The organism is Saprospira grandis (assembly GCF_027594745.1).
GTDB classification, from domain to species: domain Bacteria; phylum Bacteroidota; class Bacteroidia; order Chitinophagales; family Saprospiraceae; genus Saprospira; species Saprospira grandis.
Genome location: NZ_CP110854.1, coordinates 3,804,130 through 3,823,722, shown reverse-complemented (window position 1 = coordinate 3,823,722; position 19,593 = coordinate 3,804,130). Strand labels below are relative to the sequence as shown.

Here is a 19,593-nt window from a genome sequence, read left to right as displayed (position 1 = left end):
GATAAGGAAATAAAAAGGCGGCCGAAAATTTAATTTTCGATTTGGTCCAAAAAAGCCCCTAAAAAACTAAGATAAAACAAAGCTAAAGTACTGATAAACAAAAGAAAACTAAATCATCCGCATTCTGATTTGTACAATTAGTGCGGCAAAAAAGGTAAGGGCCGCAATGCCATAAAAACAAGCCGTCAGGCCAAAGAAATACCAGAGCAGAGCCGAAAAAAGCGCCCCAAACAAATAGCCCAAATCTCTCCACAAACGAAAAATCCCAATGTATTCTGCTCGCTTTTGTACAGGGCTCAACCGACTAATCGCCACCAAAAAACTAGGGTACACCAAGGCCGTTCCCAAACCCAAGAAAAAACTAGAAAGCATAAAGCTGAGAAAATCAGAACTGTAAGCAAAACCCAAAATAGCAAAAGCCTGCATATACATCCCTCGGCGAATGAGTTCTTTGGTCGGCATTTTATCGGCTTGTTTGCCTGTGACCAATTGACCCAAGCCCCAAACAGCTGGATAAAGAGCCGTGACCCAGCCTATTTCATTGGGCAGTAAGTCTTGTTCCAATAATAAGATCGGCAACAAGCCCCAAACCATGCCGTCATTGAGGTTATTGACCCAACCCGCAAAAGTGACCGAACTCAAACTGGCCTCCAAAAAACTCACCTTCTTAAAGGTCGCCCAAGCCGAGGCCGCCTCCTCTTCCCCACTCAAGGGAGGAGAAGTTGTTTGCTCTAAAAGCGCATAAGGAGCTGTTTCTCGAACAAAAACCGCCGATAAGCCCAAGCCCAAAAGCACAAAAACTAAGGCACCCCAAAATAAAAGATCATTTAATGGCCCCAAATAAGCCGCCGTGGCATAAGCCGATAAGGCCAAGGACAAATAACCCGCCGACTCATTGATGCCCATCGCTAAACCCCGATCCTTAGCCCCCGCCAAATCAATTTTCATGACCACCGTGCTGCTCCAAGCAAAACCCTGATTGGCCCCCAACAATAAATTGGCAAAAATAATCAACTCCCAACTTGGCGAAAACGCAAAGAAAAAGGGAATCGGTAAGGCCAAGGCCCAACCCAATAACAACAACCGCTTGCGCCCCCACAATTGCATCAATAATCCCGCAAAATAATTGGCCGTGGCCTTGGCCAAACCAAAAGCCATAATAAAGTAGAATAAAGCTTCCTCCGCCGCAATTCCAAAACAAGCCTCTACATAAGCCCCAAAAACAGAACGCTCCAAACCCAATAATGCCCCCACCAACGCATTGACAAATACTAACAAAGCAAACTGATAGGCATTGGCCCGCAAACCCAATTTCAAATTTTCCATGCAACTTATATTTTCCCCAAAATACAGCTATTTCCAGAACTTTAAACAGAAACTAAAATAGCGGAATTAGTTTTATTTAAATTAAATCTAAATAAATTTTGGATTTTTAATCTGGCCGCCTACATTTGCAGCTGTTCAGCTATCTGTAATTAATCTAAATAAGAATAGAGCGCCATGAAAAAATTCAACCTCCTTTTTTCAGCCCTTTTGGGCGCAACTAGTCTGTTTGCACAGACCGTAGAATCTGTTTCTGTAGGCCCAAGCTACCAAGAGGCCAGTTATTACCGCCTTTCCGATGGCCAAACGCAAGAGTTGCCTCATGCCAATTGGCAGTTTGCCTTTTCTGTTTTTGGCCAACAAGATGCCGGCATTTTTGTCAATGAAGGCGCTAGTTTGGGCGGCACAGCCGTAAAGCTACACCTCAGTAGTACTACTGATTTTGCCACCACCATAGACCCTAGTACGGATTTGGTCCAAGAGCTCTCTAATCCCGAACAGAACTGGTCGGAAGGGGCTTTTAATACGGCTAGCAATAGCTCAAATTTTGATTATGGCTGGGGGAGCTACCAAATGAGCAACCACCAAATTGTTGGCGATAAGGTATTTGTGCTAGAGCTTAGCGATGGCAGCTACAAAAAACTGATGATCGATTCTTTGGCCTCTGGCAGCTATTATTTCCGCTATGCCGATCTGGATGGCAGCAACCTGGTCCAAACTCAAGTCAATAAAGCCGATCACAGCGGCCAAACCCTAGCCTATTATTCTATCGATTCTGCCGCAACTCTGCAAACAGCCGAGCTCAATGGCGGTTGGGACCTGCTGTTCACGAGATACGGCACGCTCATCGATGACGGCCAAGGTGGCCAAATGGCCTATGGCGTCACTGGCGTTTTGGCCCATAAAGATCTAGAAGTAGCCGAGGCCGCTGGCGTTACGCCTAGCCAAGTTCAAGCAAGTAGCTACCAAGATAGCTTCGCCACCGAGCCCCTCACTATTGTTGGCCACGACTGGAAAAGCTATAGTTTTTCTTCTGGCTGGGGCGTGTCTAGCGATCTAGTCTATTTCTTCAGAACTAGCGACCAGAATATCTGGAAGGTCCAGTTTATCGACTTTGAAGGTTCTTCTACGGGCGTTAGCCGCCTACAAAAGGAAAATCTTGGCCCGCTTTCTATTTTCCAAGCGCCCAATGCCGCAGTAAAAGGCATCAAGTTGTTTCCCCAACCTGCCCGCCAGCAAAATATCCAGCTTTTGATCGAGCCTACTCAAAATGCAACTTACGAAATTCAGATTTATAATACTCTTGGCCAAAGCATTTGGTCCAAGCAGTACAACTTGCAGCAAGGTTTGCAGCAGCTAGAATTGCCCAGCGCCCAATTTTCTGCCGGGCAGTATATTCTCCAAATTCGTCAGGGAGAACAGACTAGCGCCCTACCTTTCCTGTTGCTTGATTAGTCCCCAAGCAGCTATCATTTCAATTGTCAGTGTCAGTGTGGGTCCTGGTTTCGGCCAGGGCCTTTTTTTAAAGCTGTTTTTTTGGGGCCTCCGCAGTGAAACTGCGGCGGTTACTCCCTTCGGTCGTCGAACTGCGGTCTAAAGACCTTGTTGTCGTTTCCCAGCTCGCTGCTGTTTTGGGGCCTCCGCCTCGCTTCGCTCCTCGGCGCTACGTTTCGCAGCTCGCAGGTCTGCTCGGCCCTTCGGCCTTCGGCCTCGGTCTGGCCTGACGGCCACTGCTGCACATCGCTAGGCCATTTGGCCTACGGCCAGGCGCTTCGCGCCCAAATCATCTGTCCTAATTTCAATCTTTACTTATGAAAACGATTTCTTATTCTTTCCTATTTTTTGCCCTTTTTCTCTTTGCTGCCTGCCAAAATGAACAGGCAAAACCAAATACAGAACAAGAAGCTCCAGCAGCAGAAACACCCAAACGCATTGTTTCTCTAAATGGCAGCCTTACCGAATTGCTCTACCAACTGGATTTGGGCCAAAATGTTGTGGGAGTAGATGTAACGAGCAGTTACCCAGAAGCGGCCCAAGCCCTACCCAAATTGGGCCATGTCAATAAACTAAATGTAGAGGCGGTTTTGGCCCTCAATCCCAATTATATTTTGGTCGATTCTAATGCTTTGGCCAGCCCCGCCATTCAGCAGTTGGCCCAATCTGCAGAAATAGAAGTGCTGGCCGTTCCCGTTCCCCAACGCTTAGATGGCGCAGTAGCTAGCGCCAAAGCTTTGGCCCAAAAACTACCCATTGCCCCAGAAAAAATTGAGGCCCTAGAAGAAGAAATTCAAAAAGACCAAAACGCCCTAAAGGAGTTTTTGGCCCAACAAAAAGCTAGCCCCAAGGTCCTTTTTATTTATGCTCGTGGTAGCAAAATTATTATGGCCGCTGGCCCCAATACCCCTATGGCCAAAATGATCAAATTGGCTGGTGGACAAAATGCCGTAGACGATTTTGAGGACTTTAAGCCCCTGACGCCAGAATCTGTTTTGGCTAGCCAGCCCGATGTCCTACTGCTCTTTAATTCTGGACTCGCTTCTTTAGCCCAAGCCGAAAAATCTGCAGATGAAGCCCTGCTCAGCCTGCCCGCTTTGGTCCAAACGCCTGCTGCCAAACATAAACGCATTATTAGTATGGAAGGACATTATCTCTCTGGTTTTGGACCAAGAGCCGCAAAAGCCGCTCTAGAACTCGCCCAAAACTTAGAATCAGAAATGGACAAGTAGTAGTCATTTTTTTGGAGTTTAGTTTGTCTGTGGTCGCCCAGCTTGGGCGGCCTTTTTTTGTTTTGGACCAAAGAAAAACGCAAAAACTGAAAAAAACAGATGAGTGGCCCAGCGCTGCGCAGCCGTGGCCCGAAGGGCCAGACCCAAGCCGCCAAAGGCGGCTGCAGGGCCGAGCAGACCTGCGAGCGGCGCAGCATAGCGGCGGCCAGCTTGCTGGCCGCGGGCCCCAAAAAAAACTTTTTAAAAAAATTGCCCTTCTTCGGAACGATTTGCCCCTTCCTTTAGTTTGGGTAGATGTAAGGCAATAAATCCCATCATTTTTCTGGCATTTTCAGCTAAAGAGGAACAAGCAAGTTTGCTCCTCTAATTTCCTATTGCTTAGTAAAAACAGTAGGTCAAAAAACTGGGCTCGCCTTACATATATAAAAAGTTCTTTTTTGTTAAACCTTCAAAACCATTATTATGTATAATGTAAATAAGAAGAAAATTAACTACAGTGAAGATGTTTATTATTTTGACATCTACACCAACAACTATCCCGTCACGATTCATCGGAAGGATCGGGAGCTAGCGATCAAGACATTTCGTCGTTATCAGAAAGCAGGTAAGCGTTGCCAATGGTTAGGCCGTTGGAACGGAAAAAAGTTTGAGGACAATCAAGTTTTTGCCTCTTAGCATATTTATTTTCAGGTCTTCCCCAACAGCTAACATTTTTTCATCTAAAATTTATTTATGAGCGCCTCTTTAGCCGTATTATTCTCCAACTACCAACTTTATACACATCAATTAATTCAATTGCGCTGGCAAGCCAAAAGTCTTAGTCCTTGGATTTGGGCCCCTAAATTGGCCCAATTTGCTCTTGAGGCAGAGCGAGAAAAGGATTTGCTTCTGGACATTATGCTAGCAGAGGGCCAGCTTCCTCCGGCCAGTAAAAGTGCGCAACAGCGCTTGGCCAACATCCCAGATTTGCAGGGCGTGAAAAAAACTTTGCCCAAAATTTTACTGCGTCTTAGAGAGAATAGCCAGCTTATTTTGGGGCAAATTGAGCATTGGGCCAAAGAACAGCCGCAAGAAAAAAGATGGGCCAAACTAAAAGCGGCCCTTGAGGAGCGTTTATCTAGCTTAGAAGCTGGGCCTAAGCGGCAGGAACTCTCTGCCTAATTTTGAAAGCTCTCTTTATTTGCTTAGTTTGAGCCGAACTATTTTTCAATTTTAAATACTATACATGTTAATCATCAAAGTAAAAGACAACGAGCCTATCGATAGAGCGCTCCGTCGTTACAAGCGTAAGGTGCGTAACACCAAACTACTCCGTGAATTCCGCAAGCGCAAACACTTCGAGAAGAAGTCGGTACAGCGCCGTCATGAGGTCCTAAAAGCGATCTACAAAGACGAGAAAGAAAGAGCGATGGAGGATTAGGCCTTAGTCTAAAAACTTACCAGGCCCTTAGGGGTCGCATAAAATGGACTGTTGATTTTATATCAGTTCATTTTTTTTTGCCCTTTTCAAAAAATCGAGGTAAAATTCGGTCCAGCCCGCCCAGCCTTCAGCGGCATCAAAAGAGCTATTGTGCCAAAGACTGATGCAATTGCCCGATACTTCTCGCAGCTCGGCCAATAACTGATCGCTTAGCGTTTTGGCGGTTTCCACAGAACAAGATAAATAGTTTTTCAGGCTGACATCCATTAGGGCAAAGGGATAAATTTTTAGTTCTTTTTCTTCGTTTTCCCTCAAGTCGAACCAATAAAATGGGCGGCTATAGCCTGCTCGAAAGCCAATATTGGCGGCATAGCCCATGCTATAATCCTCTTTGATGCCTAGGGCCATCAGTTGCCGATAAGTTTGGGGAAAGCGCAGGCGCAAAAAGTGCTGTCGACTCTTTTTTGGGGCCTTTTTGGTCCAAAAAGCCAAACGCTTAATTTGCTCGCCCCAATCTGCAGCATAGGCCGGATGAATTCCTATTTGATTTCCCGCTTGCTCTAGCTCTTGAATTAAGCGGCCCAAAACGGCGGCCTTCCAAGGCGTGTTTTTATCATAAGGTCCATAATCGCCTAGCAGAAAAAAATAATGCGCAGCAGCAATACCCAAAGATTGATGCGCTTTGGCTAAATGCGAAAAGACATCATAGGGGTCGGGCTCCTGCCCTACTAAAACCGCTAACTGCCGCTTTAGTTCTTTGGGCCTTTGGTGGGCGTTTTTGAGCAGTTTTCCAGCCTGTCGCCAAAGCGGCAAGCCCTTATATTTGTAGGCAAAATCGATATCGTAAGTGGGCAAAAACGCATAGGCCAGTGCTTTGACTTTGAGCGCTGGAAACTGCTGGACCAATAGCTCGCCCAAGCGATTAAAATGATAATCTAGCCAAGGTCGCCGCAAATAAGCCGCAAAAAAAGATTGCTCCGCCGAGAAGCGCCCATGTGGGTCTTCCTCAAAAGGTAGATACTCCTCATAGCGACTGAGAGCCAAAAAGGCTAGGCTCAAGAGGTCAAAACCAATAATCCCCCCTTTTGCAGCAAGGGCAAAAGGCCAGTTATTTTGGTCCATTTGCCAAACTATAGCGGGCAAGGGCCGAAGATCCTCCTGCTCCAAAACCGCAGTAACTTTTGGAATAAAAAGCTTACTCTCCGCCAATTTGCCATAGGCTAGCTTAGGGCCAGAATAAGCCAAAAAATCAGCTTTGTTGCTCAAAACATGCAGCGAAAGGCCCAAATGCTGCTCAAAAATCAGGCGGGCAATATATTGCAGACGAGCAGAAGAAAAAGGGGCGTAAAAAGCAAGTAAAGCCATTTAAATGGGATCTTTGGTCCGCAGTAGTTTTTTACCAGATTCGTCTACTCGCTCGCCCAAATGGTTAATAAAAAAGTTCTCTTTGGCCTGCCAAACCTCCGTTCGGCCATTTCGGAAATGCCCCACAAAGTCATAGACAAAAGGAATCACTTCATTGCCTTCTACATCAATAAAGCCCCATTTATCCCATTTTTTTACGGCGGCCAAGTTTTCGCTAAAATCATAGGCCGCCAAATATTTGGGGGCAATAATGACCGTTTCATCTTTCTTATTATAAAAGCCCCATCGCTTGCTTTTGGCATCCTGAAAGCGACTCACATTTTCTAGCAGCTTGACCAAGTTCAGCATGCGGTCAATTTTTTCAAAGGCCTCGGCATGCATTTCTCTAACGCCAGAGAGCAAAAGCTCCACAGATTCGGCATAGCGCTGCGCCTCATAAGATTGCTCGGCCTGTTGTTCCGATTCTTGCCAAATAGCCTCTCTTCGGCAAATTTCTATTTTATGTAAAATGACGGCCTTGCTTGGCTTAAAATCCTCTTCATAAAAATCTAGGGCCTTGCGAAATTCTTCTTTGGCCTCGCCCCATTGCAGCTCCAGAAAAAGAGATTGAGCCGCCTTGATGTGCTTATCAAAGGGCGCTTTTTTTACCGCCAATTCTTCGGCCTGCAAAAGCTGATTGACTTGCTTAAATAGGCCTTCCATTTCTGCATCTTTGCGCAGTTGCAAGGCATCTTTACAGTTAAAATAGGCGTCTTGATAGCGTTTTTGCTGCCAAGCTTCTCGGGCGGCCCGGGCATAATGTCGAAAATCAATTTCTCGATGGCAACGATCAATTTTGGCCTCTAATAGCTCCCGATGAGGCACAAATCCCTCCCGCCAATGCTCCAAAGCATCTTTGTATAGGGGCAGGGCCGAGCGCAAACGCTCTGGCTGTTGCTCCCAATTGGCAAAAAGCGCATCGGCTTCTTGCAATAAATCTTTAAAGGTATCTTCTAAATCAAATTTTTGCTGCCGGACCTTCAGCAGCTTTTGGTTGAGGTCCTGCACCAATTGGTCAAAAAGCTCGTTCTTTACGTTTTCGCTGTCATAAATAGGCAAACCCGCCCGAGGCAAAACGGCCAGTTCTCGATAAGCCGTATCCTCCCACCAACAGGTGTTCAAAATGATGGGCACGACCAAGGTTTTTTCTTTTCGGTGTAGGGCTAAGGCCGTTTGTAGGTTGCGGCCCGAAAATAAAGGGCTCAAAATAGAGGCCTCACTCAATAATAATAATAACAAATCTGCAGCCTCCATCATCTCGGCCAATTGCTCATAATCGCTGCTCTCTAATTTGGTTTTGCTGTACCAAATTTTATTCACCTGATAGGTCTCGTTTTGCTCATCCAATTCTTTGAGGTGCTGATAGAGCTCCTCAAATTTAGTCCGGTCGTCCGGATGATAAGCAATAAAAATATTGAGCGTATAAGTGGCCTTAATATACATCTAGCTAGGCTTTTGATAACGGGCTAGCTTAAGTAAGCCCCATTTGTTGAGTCGATGCTGCAAAGATACACGCAAAACCCCAAAACCATACTTCATCGACCGCCTAAAGTTAATACTCGAGGCTTCTTCAAAGTATTTGGTGGGGCAGGTCACTTCCGCTATGTCAAAACCCGCATAGACAATCTGCGAAAGCATTTCATTGTCAAATACAAAATCATCATCATTGGCATTAAAGTCAATGCCCTCCAATAATTCCCGATGAAAGGCCCGATAACCCGTATGATATTCCGATAATTTGTAGTTGATCAATAGGTTTTGTGTAAAGGTCAAAAAGCGGTTGGCCACATACTTATAAAGCGGCATTCCACCCTTCAAAGCGCCCATGCCCAAAATGCGAGAACCCAAAACAGCCGGATACAATCCCTCTCCCAAAATATTTACCATAGCCGGAATTAGCTTGGGCGTATATTGATAATCAGGATGCAACATAATCACAATGTCCCCCCCAATTTCTAGGGCTTTGTTATAAAGCGACTTCTGATTTCCGCCATATCCTTTGTTGTTTTCATGCCGAATAATATGCTGTATGCCCAGCTCTCTGGCCACATCTACGGTATTATCTCGGCTGCAATCATCACAAAGAATGACTTCATCCACTAAATCAAAAGGGATTTCCTGATAGGTTATTTCTAAGGTTTGCGCTGCATTATAGGCCGGCAAAACGACCACCACTTTTTGTCCTTTATACATGGGCTATTTTTTCTTCTTCTTTTTCTTTTTGTCGGCCGCTTTTTTCAAGTAGCAGGTTTTCAAAACGATAGCGCTACCCTCTACCTTACAATCCACTTCTTCGGGATTATCGGTGAGGCGGATGCTTTTCACTTTGGTCCCTCTTTTTACGACCATCGAGCTGCCTTTCACCTTCAAATCTTGAGTTACAGTTACGGCATCTCCATCTTCGAGCATGTTGCCATGGGCATCTTTTACTTCCATTTTCTTTGCTTTAGTTCAACGAGACAAAGCCCGCTTTTATGTATAATAATGTTCAATTTTTTTCTTTGGGGCCTCCGCAGCAAAGCTGCGGCGCTAGGTTTCGGGGCTCGCAAGCCTGCTCGGCCCTGCGGCGGCAAAGCCGCCTGGGTCTGGCCTGCGGCCACCCCTACACAGCGCTAGGCCGTTTGCCGCCCTGCGGGCGGCAAGGCGCTTCGCGCCTTTTGGATCAAGCCCTTCGGCTGGAAGTTAACTATTTTTTTAGTCTTCTTTCTTCTGTTGCTGTAAATAGACCGCTCTAGATACCGCCTGATACTTATCAGAGCCTCCAATTACCTCCTGTTCTTCTTCCTGAGAAAAGCGCTGACTAAAGGGGGCATCTAAGCCCGAGCTCTTGCAAACTGCTTTTACATGCGTAATATCATCGCAGCGTGGAATCAAGCGGCTGATTTGCTCAAAGGGCTCTCTTTTGTAGTCTCCGCTAAGGCCACAACATTCTACAATTTTACCCTGATTGGCCCAACGGTCGGCAAAATCAGCCGCATCGGGATAAAACTGAATTTCGTCAATGCAAATGACATCATAATCCTGGACCAGATCGTCTAGTTCGGCTAATTTGGTGCAAGCCGTGGCTTCATACCGCAGTTTGTCATGCGTCACAATCATAGCTGCAGAATCGTCGTAGCGGCGGTCTTTGGCATATTTTACTAATAAACAAGCTTTTCCCGCAATCCGATAGCGGCGGTAGCGAGTGAGTAAGAGGGTGCTCTTGCCCGAGAACATCGGGCCCAAAATAAGGTGTAATTTTCCGTTCATGCTGCGCTTTGGTTTAAGAAGCTACAAAGCAACAGTTTTTTATAGAAAAAGGCAAGTTTTAGCTCTAGAAGAAAAAAGCCCCAAGGCCTTTTAGGCCTTGGGGCTTTTCGCTTTTTTTTCTCTTCCTAGCGATAATCGGGTTGGTCCAGAATATACATATCTTCTTTTTTGCGGATCACCTCTTCCATTTTGGCGGTTTCTAGGTTTTCGGCATCTGTCATATCACATTTAATGAGGATGGTCCGATAGAAAGTGGTGTTTTCCATATCTGTTTCTCGCAGGCTTGCCCCTTCCAAATTGGTTTTTTCTAGGTTTACGCCCACCAAGCTTGCGCCCGTAAAGTTGGTCCCTTCACAATTGGCTTTGCGTAGGCGGGCCCCAGTGAGGTCGGCCATGCTCAGGTCGGCATTTTTGAGATTGGTGCGGCGGAGTTCGGCTACTTTGCCATTAAACTCGCCAAAGTCGGCACCAGAAAGGTTAGCCTCTTCTAAGACCGTTTCATAGAAGTTTACCCCTCTTAGGTCGGCTTCGCTCAGGTTGGCCCCAGATAGGTCCATATTAGAGAGGTCCATGCCCGAAAGATTGGCCCCAGATAGATTGATGGCCTTATCGGGAAAATTTTTGCGGTAGGCATCCCAATATTTTTTGCCCTTTTTGAGCATGCGGTATTGCTGCTCGTCCATTTCGCCTTCTTCTTGGGCCAAAAGGCCAGTAGAAAAGCTAAAAAAGCAAATGAAAAGGAGGCTAAAGAGTGAAAGTGTCTGTTTCATGGTCATTATTTTTTGTCAAAAGATAGCTAATGCCCAGCAGATAACAAATAGCGTGCAATAAAAAAGCAGGCCGAAGAAAAAAGCTGGGCTAGAAAAAATGGATGAGCGGCAAAGGCCAAATAAAAGCCCTGCCACTTCTATCCTTTGATTTAATTTCCAGCTATTCATCGTTATTTTTCTCAGCCATAGCTAGGGCTATGCCTTTAAAAAATGCCTTGACTAGCTTAAAATTTTTATCAAAGGCTGGCCGAAGCGCAGAGCTCCTATTTGGCCTAGCGATGCGGCGGGGTGGCCGTCAGGCCAGACCCAGGCGGCAAAGCCGCCGCAGGGCCGAGCAGACCTGCGAGCCCCAAAGCGTAGCGCCGCAGCTTTGCTGCGGAAGCCCCAAAAACAGCACTAACTATTTAATTTTGGATAGGCCCAAACGATCAGCCATTGGCCCAGGGTGTAGGTAGACATGATGCCAAAGCCCGCCAAGAAAAAATTGGGATAAACAAAGGCGTTGAGTCCAATCATGAGGTCGGAAATGAGGAAAAGGAAGGCTCCCAAGCCCAGGGCGCCCAAGGTTTTTGCGGCCTGTTTTTTATAGACCGTCAGGGCCAAAATACTCATGCTGCCCAGCGCCAAGGCGTAGAGTGCCACGGCAAAAGGCAAGATGGGATCTGCTAATAATTTGGGCAGGGCCAAAAAATAAAAGCCAAAGGCCAGCGACAAAATCAGGGGCGCAAAAATGGGTCGGCGGCCCAAAAAGGAGGACCAAGAGCGCCGTTGAAAGAACAAATAACTATAGAGCAACTGCATCAATAAAAAGCTGCCGAGGCCCAAAATAAAATAGGCATCGCCTAGCATGAGGGCGACATCTCCGCCCCAGGCAAAAAGCAAAGCCAGTACAAAAAGGAGGTCGTTTTTTCGGGCATTTTGGGGCAGGCTCCAATAAAAACGGAGGGCCAAAATGGGCATGAGCAAGGGCTTACAACTATAATCTAGCTGCTGATCTAGGGGGGCATCGGACAAGCGGCCCAGCAAACAGCCCAAGCTAGCCAGCGCATAGAAAATATCTAAAAGCCAAATTGGTTTTTTCATCGCTTGAGGTCTTCGGGATAATCAATGCCATGGCTTTCGTACTGCGTTTCGGCCATATAAATGGGGTAGCCAGCCTCTAGCCAGCGCAACTGCTCTAGGGACTCCGCCTGTTCTAAGGCCGAGGGAGAGAGCGCCAACAACTTGGGTAATAATTGGGCATCATAGCCATAGAGGCCAATATGTTTGTAATAATTGTGTTTGGCCAAGGGATTTTCCTCTCCTCTAAAAAAGGGAATGGGAAAACGGCTAAAATAAAGGGCCTGCTGTTGGGCATTGACCACTACTTTAACCACCTGAGGCGCCTCGAGCATTGTTTTTTGCTCAATTTTTTTCATCAGGCTGCTAATGCCGCCTGGGCGAAGCGCTCCTTTGAGTTCCTCCAACTGTTCGGGCTGAATAAAGGGTTCATCGCCCTGAATATTCACCACAAAATCAAAATCTTCTCCCTGCGCTTGCAATTTAGCCAAGACCTCTCCTACCCTATCGCTGCCCGAAGGATGATCGGGGCGGGTCATCATGGCCAGGCCACCTCGGGAGTTCACCGCATTAAAAATGCGTTCGTCATCGGTAGCGACCACTAATTTGGTCCAATTTACTTTTTGGGCCTGCTGATAGACCCGCCAAACCATGGGCTGGCCATCAATATCGGCCAAAGGCTTGCCTGGAAAACGGGAAGAGGCATAGCGGGCTGGAATTACAGCTAAAATTTTCATTGGAAAAATCAATTATAATGTGCTTGCAAGCGGTTAATAATTTTTAGCCATTGGGGGGCGCTGCCGTCTATGGTTCGGCGCAGCCAAAAAGCTAGAATTTCGGCCTCATAATCATTATCGCGGTAATCAAAGGCCTGGGGATATTCTTGGCTAATTTTCTTGCGCTGCTCCAAAGTTTGCTTAAAAAACTGCTCATAAGCCTTATTGGCCATAATTTTCTCGTAGGAAATTCCCTTTTGCATCAGGGCCTGATATTGGCTTTTGAGGCTGGTCATTTGGGCCTCATCTTTCCAAGGAAGCAGTTGTCCGTAGGCCCAAGTTTGCAAGAGCAAACGGTCAAAAGGGGCGGGCATAGTTCGGTTTTTGGCCCAATCTGCTGTTTTCAGCTCTTGGTCGAGCCCTTTATACAGCTGCTCTAGCAAGGCGGGATTATGGTAACCAAAGCTAGTTTTATTCTCCAAGTCGAGTAGTTCATCAGTTTGGCAGCCGCCTAGAAAAAAGTTGGCGGGTTTAATCTTTTGCCAATCTTTTTGCCCAATTAAAGAGCTGAGATGCAAAAGGGCTGTGCGGTAGCCTCCTTTTTCGCCATAATCTACATCTTCCTTGGCCCGCCCCATAAACATCGTTTTGGGCAGGGTATGAAAAAGATGGTCGGCCAAATCGCTAAAGCCTTGGGCATCGGCTAGTGTTTTTCCTCTGTGCATCTGCGGCAACTGTTCGGCCTGTTCGCTCAAATGCTGGCCCAAACTGGGGCCGCTAGGGGTTTCGGCCTTAGGCAAAGGCGCAATTGTTTCTGTCTTTTCTGTTTTTGGGGCCGACTCACAAGCCAGTAAAAAAAAGGGAAGGCTTCCCCAAAGAAGTAATTGTTTTTTCATGCTTTTTCTTTGGGGAAAGATAAGAAAGTTCTGCGATTCCCCTAATCTTGCATCCCAGGAGAATAATCTACTTTTTCGACCTTCAGGTCTTCATTCCAGTCTACAATCCGAACCTTCAGGTCTTCACCATAATCTACCTTTTGCCATTGGCCACAATCATCTGCGCCCCATTCTACAAATTGGACCTTAATATCTGCATCATAGTCGACATACTTGATCTTAATATCTTCTCCATGCTCTACAAACTTCACTTTACCTTTTAAGGGCAGGCCATTAAAGGCACAACGCGCCTTGGGATGGCAATAAGGCATAATGGTCGAAAACAACATCAGAAAGCTGCTCGCCATTTTAATTTCGCTTGAGGCTTCGGGCAAATTATCTTGCAAATCCCAACTTTCCCAGTTTTTATCGCCACCAATGTAGCGGGTATTAAAGGCTAGGCGGCCTGTACTTTCTCCAAAATCTGGAACTAGCTCCCATTCTTCCCAGGCTTTTTCGCTGCTGCTGTATTTGGTCCGAAGTAAATAGACTTCATCGGGGGCGGCTTCGCTATAAATTTCCCATTCTTGCCAGGCCTTATCTCCATGTTGAAACAAACTGCGCATGACAATCCGCTCTTTTCCCTGCCATTCCCATTCTTGCCATTTTTTGCTCCCAATGCCTGTTGGATTAGCTTGGGCATCTACGGTTTCTCCCTCTATTAGCCAATCTTCCCAAGCATTTTTGCCTGAATAGGGCATATAAATTTTCACTTTTTCGTTAGCGCTATTTCGCAACCACCAAGAGCGCCAACTTTCTTTGCCGATATACTCGGTTTCCAACTGTTTTAGGGGGCTGGCTTCTTGGGCCAATAGGGGCTGGCCAAAAAAGCCAAGAAGCATTAAAAGACTAATTACTGATTTCATATATTTTGTTTTTGCTGCCGATTGCAAAAATTGCGCAAAAAAAAACAGCTCTATACAGAGCTGTTTTTTATCTCGAAAGCGATGAATTAACGCAATGACTTCTCTTTATCATTGTATTTTTTCCAGTTCGCATCATCATTTTTGCGGGTGTACACTTCTTTGAGGGCACGGATGAGGCCTAGATCATCTGGATTTACTTTTTCGGCTTCTAGCAAGCGGGCCAAACCTTCATCCAAATAGCTCATGTATTCTTTTTGCAAAGCCTCGCCTTTTTCTTTTTCCTTAAGGCTTAGGCCCTTCATCTGAAGCACAAAGTAGTTAGAGTGGTTGACATAAATGGCGCCCAAACTGTATAGCGAGTTAAAGTGGTCGGCTTTAAGTGCTTTTGTTTTTTCGTACCATTTTACGGCTTTCTCAAAATAGCTTTTTGCCTCTGCATAAGCGGCTTTGTCTGTTTCGGCTTTTTCTAGGGCCTTACGGAAAAGCTCATCGTACATATTGCCCAAAACAAAATGCAGTTCTACATTTTCTTTATCGGCTTCTACAGCTTGCTTAAGTTCTGACTCCAGTTCTGCTAGACGACCCTCGGCCAAAGCGATGTTAATCTCTGCAATGAGTAGGTCAAAATTGGTAGCATATTTATCTCGGCCTTTTTTCAAGATAGTTTTGGCCGCAGCCGTATTTCCTTCATTAAAGTAACCTAAAGCAAGTTTAGAGTAAGCCGTTTGCTCATTGGCTTCAGAAAGGCTTCCCTTTTCTAAGGCAGGCAAAAGTAGGGCTTCGGCCTCTTTGCTTTTTTTGTTATTCACGGCAGCCAGACCGCCCAAAAAGCGAGCATTACTGACCATATCTACAGTATTACCTGCGGCTTCAAAGGTCAAGTCAATTTTACCTTTGGGGTCAAAGGCAGCTGTTCTTTCTGGAATAGCGGCCACTCTACGAAAGTTCTCGTAGGCTGCCGTCCAATCTTGGCCATTAAAGGCGGCTGTAGCGGTATTATAAAGAGCAATTCCCGCATTCTTAAAGCCAGTTCTAAAGTCGCCTTTTCCCTTGATTTTACTTTTGGGCTTGCCTTTGGCTTCCACTTCAGCCTCGGCCATACTCAATGCTTTTTCATAAGCATCATAGCATTCGATAGCGGCATTGGGGTACTTGGGGCCTAGTTCTGCATCCGAAGCGATTCGGTGATAAATCTGCCCCTTATACTTCCAGCTTTTTACGTCATCCTTGGTCTTTTCATGCAAAACGACTTTATCAATATTCGTTTTAGCTCGCTCTAAAACGCCTTTTTTGGCAGGCGCTCCGCTATAATCCATAAGGTCCATAAAAGCGGAAGTTCGCAAATTGTTTTGTGCCTGTACGGCTACTCCCATTCCCACAAAAGCCGCTATGGCCAGATATTGCTTCATTTTCATAATAAAAATTCATTTGTTTTTGATGCACATTTTTTGTGCTGTTGTCGGTTAAGTTTGTTCTTTTTTTGGGGCCTCCCGCAGCAAGCTGCGGGCGCTACGTTTCGGGGCTCGCTGCTCGCTCGGCCCTGCAGCCGCCTTTGGCGGCTTTGGTCTGGCGCTTTGCGCCCCCCCTTCACATCGCTAGGCCGTCGGGCCTTCGGCCCTCTTGCCAATTTTGCTGAGGCGGGGCAAATTTACGCTAAAATATTTTGTAAAAAAGGTAAAAGTGCCTTTTCCAGTTCTTCGGGCCAGGCTTCTAGCCTACTTTCTTTGGATGCGCTCTCCTCTACTTTTGGTGGATGTTTGGCCAGTTGTAACATTTTTTGCCGCTCCGAGCGACTAAACTGGCTAAAACTACGCCTTAATAAGGGCAGTAATTCCTGAAACTGTCTGGCTGGCAGAGCGCTTAGCCACTGGTCCAAAATCAACCAAAGCGACTGATTGTGAATCAACAGCAGCCCACTCCCATACAAAAAGCCTTCTATCCAGGCGGCCGCAGCTGCTCGCTCCTGACCCAAAGAAAGGGCCAAACTCATCTTGGCGGCTAGCTCCTCTAAGGGCAATACCTTTTGGTCGAAAAGTAGGCGCAAGGCCAAGCCCTGCAAATTCGCTCTCAAGCCTTTTTGCTCTCCTAGCTGCAATAGGGCCGACTGCCAAAGGGCCAGTTGCTCCTCCTCATTGAGCAAAACCACCGCTTGATGCAATTTGATTATGGCCTTAAAAAAGGCCGCAGAAGCTTCTTCATCTAGGGCCGTAGCCGCCCTAGGCAAGGCCACCACCACCCTAGCCAATAATTGCTCCACCAATTGCCCCAAAGTAGAAAGGTCCGTTTGTCGAACATCTCCATAACGCAACACCTGCACTAAGGGCGGCAAAGCATCCATGAGCATCAATACATCTTTGGTCAGAGCCGCCCGATGCTGAAATTCGGCCAAAAGTTGCTGCATCAATTCTGGCAAATGCGCCTTAAGCACCAATTCCAATAAATTGCTCAAATCCTCTAAGCGCTGCATCTCTTTGGCCTTGGCCAAACTCATTTGCTCCGCAGCCAATAGCAAAGTATTTCCGTAGGTGTTGGCCTCTATAATATGTAGGGCAAAATCTGCCTGCCATTTCAATTGCCAATATTCGTTGCGGCTACTCTTTTCACGGCCCGTTTGGGCCTCTTCTTGGCCCCAAGGCAGACCAATTAGGCAAAGACGATGCAAAAACCGACTCTGTTCTCGGTCAAATTCATTTCGCAAATCTAAGCCGCCTCTGGGCCTAGACTTTGTGGCCTTTAGCCAAAGTGCCTCCGATGATTGACGGTATTTTTTAAGCTTCAAGCTTTTAATCTGCCGATCTATATCTTCTTGCAATGGCAAACTGGGAATATCCGCAGAGACCTCCCCAAAGGCTTCCCCCACAATCAATCGCTTGCGCAAAAGGGCCAAGGCTTCGGTTTCTCCTTGTGTAAATAAGGTTTGGGCCGCCTCAAATAATTCCTGAATGCCTGGCAGCATCTGCCCTCGCAAATGGGCCGTGGCCTGGGCCAAACGAATGGCATCAATGACCTGGGCCGGACTAGCCGACAAGCCTTCCGCTCTAAATAATTGCGCCGCCCGACTCATCCAACGCAAAACCGCTTCTTCCCTATGCTCAAATAATAGGCTGTACCAAGCTGGAGAAACAATGCCGGCCCCATAACCCGCCTCTCTAGACAAACGCTCATAGGACCAAGGGATCCAACTTGCCGCCGTTTTCACCTTGGGCAAGCCCCGAAGTAAAGCATTATCTGCCTGCTCCGAAAAAGCCGATAAATCAAGTGCGGGCGTATGCCAAGCCCCACAAACCACCACTACTTTTTTAAACTGTCGGCGCTTGGCCTGACGCAAGGTTTTGCGCATATAAGCCTCCCGCAGGGCTTCTATAATTCCGTTTGCCGTGGGTTGATGCGGCATATCCTTACGCAATTCCTGCATCAAGCTCAAAATTTGGGCAAAAAGGGCCGCAGGCTCCCCATCGTATTGTTCAAAATGGACCTCCCACCAGCGCTCACTATCTTCATAACCCGCCAGTTTGGCCATATAGCCCAAGGGGTCTTTCCTGATTTCATCCTGATTGATCGACTGATTTTCTAGGGCGGGCGCTTCTAGCTGCTCGGCTGCCTGCTCCAAAGCCGAAGCCTCTGTTGTCTGTAGGCCAAAGCGAATAGATTGCGGCAAATCAAAATGCCAAAGCGGAATATTTTGCGCTTGGGCATAACGCATAGCCTGCCATTCTGGAGAAAAAGCCGCAAAGGGATAATAAACAGCTTGTTGTAAATTCTTTGGATTATAAATGAGTTGGGCCAATGGAGGCTGCATATCCTCTCGGTCCAAATAAGGCAGTAAAGCATCGGCATCTTCTACCCCCTCCAGCAAAATAAGCTCTGGCTGATAGCTTTCTAAAAAGGCAGCTAGTGCCCTAGCCGAACCTGGTCCATGATGTCGAATGCCTAACAATTGTAAATCCATAAATTCTTTTTTTGAGCAGATATTGAGCCGCTGAAAGATAAGGAACTTTGGATAGAACTCATTTCAAAATGTCTTTCTTGTCGTTTTTGAGCCCTAATTTTAAAGGAGGAGCAAGATTTATTTTTGTTTTTTGGGGCCTGCCGCCTGCGGCGGCCGGGCCCTTACAGGGCTCGCAGGTCTGCTCGGCCCTGCGCCGCTTTCAGCGGCTGGGTCTGGCCTGCGGCCACCCTTTCAGGCCCCTAGGCCGTTTGGCCTTCGGCCATGGGCCCTCTTCGAGGGTCTTTAAAAGAGATCTATCATAAATAAAATTTCACCAAGTCTCATATTTAGCTTTCATTCTTCTATCTAACAACCTTAAACTCTCTGTATTTAAAGGGTTTCCATAGACATTAAATATTCTATACCTCCTATCGAAAACAGATAGTGGAATTTTTTTAATTTTATTCATAGCTACAACAATATCAATTCGCTTATCTCGCCTCAAATTAGTTAAACAAAGAGGATATTCTGTAAAACTATTCCATGAAACATCTACTGTATACAAATACTTCAAACTATCTAATGCAGGAAGATCAGTTAGTTGATTTTCATTTAAGTTCAATGATTTTAGCTGCCTAACTCTTAGTATAGATTCAGGTAGTTGCTTGAGTTGATTTTTTTCATAATATAGTACCTCTAAATTTTTCATATTTGCTAAAACAGCAAATACTTGTTCATGATTTATATTGGGAGACTCATATATTTGAATCCAACTCAGATCTGTTATCTCTGTACAGATAGGAGGAAGGCTATCTATATCACAAGCCAAAAAACCAATTTTTATCAAGCTTTCATAATCAACTAAAGAAGTTAAAGGCGCCCCATTTAGATTACGAGCATGATAAAAATTCAGATGCTTTGTTTTAACTAGACAGGGAAGTATTAACTCTAAATTTAGATCTCCATGTATACTTGTTATTTCCAAGTTAGGAAATTGAGTTTTAAAATTTTCTACGGTAAAAAAGCTCCTATCCAAAGCTCCTACATTTTCAGCATTCAAAACAATGCCTTTGATTCTACGCTTATTTATTTTATCGAGTCGATCAAAGTCTTCAAATCTATAAATACTACAAGAACAAATCAACAAGAATAAAACACTATATTTTAACAGCTTAATTACTAACATCAAAACCTATT

Annotated in this window: 19 protein-coding genes; 5 read left to right on the top strand and 14 right to left on the bottom strand. The window is 45.9% G+C overall.

What is annotated here, in order from left to right:
* Window positions 1–108: 108 nt before the first annotated feature.
* The gene (locus OP864_RS15075) at window positions 109–1,326 is read right to left on the bottom strand and encodes an MFS transporter (RefSeq protein WP_270098975.1); all 1,218 of its coding nucleotides are present in this window, start codon (window positions 1,324–1,326) and stop codon (window positions 109–111) included.
* A gap of 174 nt (window positions 1,327–1,500) precedes the next feature.
* On the opposite strand from OP864_RS15075, the gene OP864_RS15070 reads away from it, so the two are divergent.
* The 5 genes from OP864_RS15070 (at window position 1,501) to rpsU (ending at window position 5,469) form a co-directional block, all read left to right on the top strand.
* A complete protein-coding gene (locus OP864_RS15070) occupies window positions 1,501–2,778 on the top strand; it encodes a T9SS type A sorting domain-containing protein (protein WP_270098974.1) in 1,278 nt (425 codons plus the stop codon).
* A gap of 356 nt (window positions 2,779–3,134) precedes the next feature.
* Window positions 3,135–4,049: a heme/hemin ABC transporter substrate-binding protein gene (locus OP864_RS15065; protein ID WP_270098973.1), complete on the top strand. Its 915-nt coding sequence runs from the start codon at window positions 3,135–3,137 to the stop codon at window positions 4,047–4,049.
* A gap of 462 nt (window positions 4,050–4,511) precedes the next feature.
* The gene (locus OP864_RS15060) at window positions 4,512–4,724 is read left to right on the top strand and encodes a hypothetical protein (RefSeq protein ID WP_015694096.1); all 213 of its coding nucleotides are present in this window, start codon (window positions 4,512–4,514) and stop codon (window positions 4,722–4,724) included.
* Window positions 4,725–4,781: 57 nt separating this feature from the next.
* Entirely contained in the window at window positions 4,782–5,210 is a 429-nt protein-coding gene (locus OP864_RS15055; protein ID WP_270098972.1) for a hypothetical protein, read from the top strand.
* A 64-nt stretch (window positions 5,211–5,274) separates the two neighbouring features.
* Window positions 5,275–5,469 (top strand): 30S ribosomal protein S21, encoded by a 195-nt coding sequence (gene rpsU / locus OP864_RS15050; protein WP_002661178.1) that lies wholly within the window; start codon window positions 5,275–5,277, stop codon window positions 5,467–5,469.
* A 57-nt stretch (window positions 5,470–5,526) separates the two neighbouring features.
* Here the strand turns inward: rpsU and OP864_RS15045 are convergent, their stop codons facing one another.
* From OP864_RS15045 to OP864_RS14980, 13 genes are all read right to left on the bottom strand, one after another.
* Window positions 5,527–6,834, bottom strand: a complete 1,308-nt coding sequence (locus OP864_RS15045) for a polysaccharide deacetylase family protein (protein ID WP_270098971.1) — start codon at window positions 6,832–6,834, stop codon at window positions 5,527–5,529.
* Window positions 6,835–8,316: a WG repeat-containing protein gene (locus OP864_RS15040; RefSeq protein WP_270098970.1), complete on the bottom strand. Its 1,482-nt coding sequence runs from the start codon at window positions 8,314–8,316 to the stop codon at window positions 6,835–6,837.
* Entirely contained in the window at window positions 8,317–9,066 is a 750-nt protein-coding gene (locus OP864_RS15035; protein WP_270098969.1) for a glycosyltransferase family 2 protein, read from the bottom strand. It abuts the gene before it with no gap.
* 3 nt (window positions 9,067–9,069) lie between these two features.
* Entirely contained in the window at window positions 9,070–9,309 is a 240-nt protein-coding gene (locus OP864_RS15030; protein ID WP_002661184.1) for a zinc ribbon domain-containing protein YjdM, read from the bottom strand.
* A gap of 258 nt (window positions 9,310–9,567) precedes the next feature.
* Window positions 9,568–10,122 (bottom strand): thymidine kinase, encoded by a 555-nt coding sequence (locus OP864_RS15025; RefSeq protein WP_270098968.1) that lies wholly within the window; start codon window positions 10,120–10,122, stop codon window positions 9,568–9,570.
* Window positions 10,123–10,247: 125 nt separating this feature from the next.
* A complete protein-coding gene (locus tag OP864_RS15020) occupies window positions 10,248–10,892 on the bottom strand; it encodes a pentapeptide repeat-containing protein (protein WP_270098967.1) in 645 nt (214 codons plus the stop codon).
* A 396-nt stretch (window positions 10,893–11,288) separates the two neighbouring features.
* On the bottom strand, window positions 11,289–11,975 hold the full coding sequence (locus tag OP864_RS15015; protein WP_270098966.1) for a lysoplasmalogenase: 687 nt from the start codon (window positions 11,973–11,975) through the stop codon (window positions 11,289–11,291).
* Window positions 11,972–12,688 carry a 3-deoxy-manno-octulosonate cytidylyltransferase gene (kdsB, locus tag OP864_RS15010; protein WP_270098965.1) on the bottom strand — a complete coding sequence of 239 codons (717 nt, stop codon included), beginning with the start codon at window positions 12,686–12,688 and terminating at the stop codon, window positions 11,972–11,974. The genes OP864_RS15015 and kdsB overlap by 4 nt, the downstream gene beginning before the upstream one ends.
* Before the next feature lie 8 nt (window positions 12,689–12,696).
* A complete protein-coding gene (locus OP864_RS15005; RefSeq protein WP_270098964.1) occupies window positions 12,697–13,563 on the bottom strand; it encodes a hypothetical protein in 867 nt (288 codons plus the stop codon).
* Between the two features lie 41 nt (window positions 13,564–13,604).
* A complete protein-coding gene (locus OP864_RS15000; protein WP_270098963.1) occupies window positions 13,605–14,468 on the bottom strand; it encodes a 7(1) septoil knot domain-containing protein in 864 nt (287 codons plus the stop codon).
* Between the two features lie 86 nt (window positions 14,469–14,554).
* A complete protein-coding gene (locus tag OP864_RS14995; protein ID WP_270098962.1) occupies window positions 14,555–15,883 on the bottom strand; it encodes a tetratricopeptide repeat protein in 1,329 nt (442 codons plus the stop codon).
* A gap of 233 nt (window positions 15,884–16,116) precedes the next feature.
* Entirely contained in the window at window positions 16,117–18,417 is a 2,301-nt protein-coding gene (locus tag OP864_RS14990; protein WP_270098961.1) for a DUF5682 family protein, read from the bottom strand.
* Between the two features lie 310 nt (window positions 18,418–18,727).
* Window positions 18,728–19,582 (bottom strand): leucine-rich repeat domain-containing protein, encoded by an 855-nt coding sequence (locus tag OP864_RS14980; RefSeq protein ID WP_270098960.1) that lies wholly within the window; start codon window positions 19,580–19,582, stop codon window positions 18,728–18,730.
* Window positions 19,583–19,593: the final 11 nt, after the last annotated feature.